The sequence below is a fragment of the Microcystis sp. M49636_WE2 genome (assembly GCF_030065375.1).
Lineage (GTDB): Bacteria > Cyanobacteriota > Cyanobacteriia > Cyanobacteriales > Microcystaceae > Microcystis > Microcystis aeruginosa_C.
In genome coordinates this window covers 1-4,103 of record NZ_JASJFG010000735.1, presented here as the reverse complement: position 1 = coordinate 4,103, position 4,103 = coordinate 1, and the positions used below count along the sequence as shown (strand labels likewise).

Below are 4,103 nucleotides of genomic sequence, written 5' to 3'. Positions count from 1 at the left end.
GCTGGAATTATCGAAACCGTAGAAATAATAGATAAAATGAGTAATCTCCTCTGGCCGCGTTTTCTCAAGAAAGCTTACCGTCAAGAACCAATAACTAGCTTTATCTTTACCGCAGCGGCAGTAGATGTCATCATCGGGGTTCTAGGACAAAGATGGACACTGCTATCTTTAGGGGCAACGATTATGGCGATCGCTATCTTCGCCAGGTGGCAACAGAGCCAAAAAAGCCAGCAAATCAACCAAGAAGAAGCGGCAAGATACTATTTACCGCCCCAATCGGGTCAAGTAGCTTTACCAACCCTGAAAAACGAAAAAAATCGACCTTCTTAGCTCAAAAATCTGACCTTGCTTGGCAGTCAATCCCCTCAAAGGCTAGAATCTATAGCACCGTTAATATTCAACTAAATTTATGAAATTCCGATTTATAGGTGGGGAGAAACTTGTCGGGGCAATTGTGGTCACTGTCTTAACCACGCTGACAATCGGAGAACATCAGCTTAGTCAGGCCCAAAGTCCCATTGCACCCCCTAAACCCGCAGCTGAAAGTGGCCAAAAAACCCCAGAAACTATCCTAGTAGAAGGTTTAGGCAGACTTACCCTCGCTAAAACCTTAGAAGGGCAACAATCCACCCCTAATGCTGTGATTTTCAGCCCCGATAACCAATTGGTTCTCGCTGGTGGTAGTGATACGGATCCTCTCCTGAGAATTTGGTCCGTAAAAACGGGGCAAAAAGTTTCCCAAACTCGCGCCCAAAGAACCAGCGTCAAAGCTTTAGCCATTAGTCCCAACGAAAGATTATTAGTTAGTAGCGGTTTAGATGGTTCGATTAATTTTTGGAATCTGGTGGAAGGCAAGTATTTAGGAATTGCCCTCGAACACGGTAATACGGTCCTCGCCCTCACCGTTACTCCCGATGGTAAAACCTTAATTAGTGGTGGTTTGGAAGGAATTCGCCTCTGGACAGTGCAACCCCCCCGCCGTCCCCTCTATCGTTTAAATTGGGTGGGTAATTTTGTTTATTCCCTAGGGATGAAATCCGATGGTGTCACCCTTGCCAGTGGTCATGAAAACGGTGAGGTAAATTTTTGGGACATCCGCGAGGGCAAATTTTTGTCGAAATTTTCCGCCCATCCCCAAGCGGTTAGCAAGCTTTTATACACTCCCGACGGCAAAAATTTAATTACGGGTAGTTTAGACCGCACGATTAAAATCTGGGATACGAGCAATAATAAGTTATTATTTACTCTCATCGGTCATACAGCCCGAATTCGCTCCCTGGCACTCCATCCTAACGGACAAATTCTCGCTAGTGCTAGTAATGACGGGGTGCGTTTATGGGATGTGACGACGGGTAAACAGTTAGCTTGGTTTGATAATAATTCCGACTGGGTGGAATCCCTAGCTTTTAGTCCCGATGGGCAGTATTTGGCTAGTGGTAATTATGATTTTAAAATTCGCCTCTGGCAATTCGTTCGTTAGGCAAAAATGCCCGCATTTAGCCTTTAACCACTTCTAGAAAAGCCGATTTAGCCGCCGCCTGTTCCGCCGCTTTTTTGCTTCTGCCTGTTCCCACTCCTAATTTCTGCTCATTTAACCACACTTCCGCACAAAAACGTTCTTGATCTAAGCCATTGATTTCTTTTACTAAATATTGCGGCAGTTTTTTGTATGTTGCTTGTGTCCACTCCTGCAAGGCATCCTTATAATTCTGTCGGGCCGGATCTCGACGAATTTCGGCCGCTTTTTCCCTTAGTGGTTCATCTAGCCAAGAACGCACTAAAACCATAGTCTGTGTACTAAGATATAATGCTCCCAAGACCGCCTCAAAAGCGTCTGCTAGTCGCGAAATTCTCCCCGCTCGGTCAATACTCGTACTACTTGAAACCAACAAATAACGCTCGAAACCGTAGCGATCCGCAAATTCCGCCAGAGTGCGATCGCTAACCATCATCGATCGCAGCGCAGCAAATTCTCCCACTAGGGCCTCCGGATAGGTTTCTAACAATACCTCCGCCGCCACGAGTCTTACCACAGAATCGCCCACAAATTCCAATTGTTCATAATTCTTATCACGGGAAACACTGGGATGAGTTAGGGCCAAATCTAATAAATCCCATCTGACGGGGACATCAGCCGATAAACCCAGCTTTTCCACTAGGGTTTTTAATTGTTTTTGGCGACGCGGATCACTTAAGGACATGGGAGCGGGGAGCAGGGGTGTGGGGTGTAGGGTGTGGGGTGTAGGGTGTAGGGTGTAGGGTGTGGGGTGTGGGGTGTGGGGAGAATAAATAAAAGCAATCTCCTATCTCCTGAATACTGAATACTGACTCCTGATAACTGATAACTGATAACTGATAAGTACCTAAGCAAAATTAATTACACATTTCGATAAAGCTTTTGCCTCTTGCCTATTGCCTCTTGCCTGTCTTCACTAGGAAATTTATTTTGCATGACTACTTAAAGGAGAGAGTCAGACATAAGCCGAATTCTGTATTTCCCAACAGCAGTAAAATTGCTTTTACCTTTGTTGGAATAGAGGTTATCTATCTGGGATAATTGTCACCAATTACCTCAAGCGGTTCCTAAGAACGGGACAGGAAAAAGACCAACCTTTGTCCCTCCACCTTGCTCCCCACCGGGGTTTACCGAGCCAGTACCTCTCAATACTGCTGGTGCGCTCTTACCGCACCTTTGCACCCTTACCCCCAATCAGTTATCAGTTATCAGTTATCAGTGGAAAGTTATCAGTAAATTTACTTTCGTTACTGATTACTGTTTACTGATTACTGAAAAAAGGGGGCGGTATTTTTCTGTGGCACTATCCTCACGCTCACGCGCACTGGACGTTATCCAGCAAGTGTGGTCTTTCGGGAGTTCGGACTTTCCTCGGAATCATTGATAAAATGATCCCGCAACCTCTAGACCAACTCTCTCCCATTCTCTAGTATGACTTACCAGAGACTCGATCACCCATATATCCCAGTCAATAATCAGTGATCAGTAAACAGTGAACAGTGAAAAGACAGCAGGAAACTGCTATTTAATACTGCTCGCTTAATACATACTGCTCACTTAAAACTCAAATCTGATAACTGATAACTGATAACTGCTCAATGTCGATCGCTCTAAACGTTAACATTAAAGGTAATGGCTATCCGATTCTCTGTCTGCACGGTCATCCCGGTTCGGCAGGTAGTATGTCTGTATTTACCGATCATTTTTGCCAACGTTGGCAAACCCTGGCCCCGGATCTGCGCGGCTACGGTAAAAGTCGTTATCGCCTGGATTTTCAGCTAGAAGAACATCTAGAGGATTTAATCGAGCTGCTCGATCGCCAAAAAATCCAGCAATGTTTAATTCTCGGTTGGTCTTTGGGGGGTATAATCGCCCTGGAATTAGTATTGCGCCATCCCGATCGCTTTCCTGGTTTAATTCTCGTGGCTTCGGCTGCGCGGCCTTGGGGTAGTCATCCTCCTATCACCACCACGGATCTGATTTTGACGGGGATGGCGGCAATTCTCAATCAGATCAAACCGGGATGGCGTTGGAATATTGATACTTTTGCCCGTCGTTCGCTGTTTCAGTACCTTTTTTCACAACATCAAGCGATATCCTATCAATATCTCGCTCAAGATGCTGTTACCGCCTACTTAGGCACTTCTCCAGCTGCTGATCGCGCTTTAAATCGGGCTTTAAAAAAAGGTTACAATTGTTTAAAATCTCTTGACAGAATCACAATTCCCTGCTTGGTTCTGGCGGGGGCAAATGATCGCCATATTACCAGTGCCTCGAGCCAAGAAACGGCGGCAAAACTGAAACTGTCTCAGTGGAAATGTTACCCGGATACGGCCCATCTGTTCCCCTGGGAAATCCCCGACTTAGTTTTAGGGGACATTGATCATTGGTTGGCGGAGCATTTTAGCGATAAACTGGCAGGGTGAAGTGAAAACTACTGCCGTGGTCGGGGACACTATCCACCCAAATTTGACCGTAGTGGGCGCGAATAATCTTGCGACAGACCGATAAACCGATGCCATAACCTTCTTTACCCTCATCCCGTTTGAGACGCACATGACCCTCAAAAATATGCTCTTGTTTTTCT

At 45.7% G+C, this 4,103-nt stretch carries 5 protein-coding genes and 1 other RNA gene; 3 read left to right on the top strand and 3 right to left on the bottom strand.

Annotation, left to right across the window (positions count from 1 at the left end):
• The first annotated feature begins 36 nt into the window (after positions 1–36).
• On the top strand, positions 37–330 hold the full coding sequence (locus PX484_RS16870; protein WP_002801852.1) for a hypothetical protein: 294 nt from the start codon (positions 37–39) through the stop codon (positions 328–330).
• Between the two features lie 79 nt (positions 331–409).
• The gene (locus PX484_RS16865) at positions 410–1,480 is read left to right on the top strand and encodes a WD40 repeat domain-containing protein (protein ID WP_287766741.1); all 1,071 of its coding nucleotides are present in this window, start codon (positions 410–412) and stop codon (positions 1,478–1,480) included.
• Positions 1,481–1,496: 16 nt separating this feature from the next.
• Here the strand turns inward: PX484_RS16865 and rnc are convergent, their stop codons facing one another.
• Both rnc and rnpB read right to left on the bottom strand, forming a co-directional pair.
• Entirely contained in the window at positions 1,497–2,201 is a 705-nt protein-coding gene (rnc, locus tag PX484_RS16860; protein WP_288104854.1) for a ribonuclease III, read from the bottom strand.
• A gap of 262 nt (positions 2,202–2,463) precedes the next feature.
• Positions 2,464–2,932, bottom strand: an RNA gene (gene rnpB / locus PX484_RS16855) — RNase P RNA component class A.
• A gap of 182 nt (positions 2,933–3,114) precedes the next feature.
• Between rnpB and PX484_RS16850 the strand changes: the two genes are divergently transcribed.
• Positions 3,115–3,942 (top strand): alpha/beta fold hydrolase, encoded by an 828-nt coding sequence (locus PX484_RS16850; RefSeq protein ID WP_287766742.1) that lies wholly within the window; start codon positions 3,115–3,117, stop codon positions 3,940–3,942.
• On the opposite strand, the gene PX484_RS16845 is transcribed toward PX484_RS16850, so the two are convergent.
• Positions 3,920–4,103 (bottom strand): ATP-binding protein (locus PX484_RS16845; RefSeq protein ID WP_288104852.1); only part of this gene is annotated, 184 nt, incomplete at its 5' end. The two genes, PX484_RS16850 and PX484_RS16845, sit on opposite strands and share 23 nt — an antisense overlap.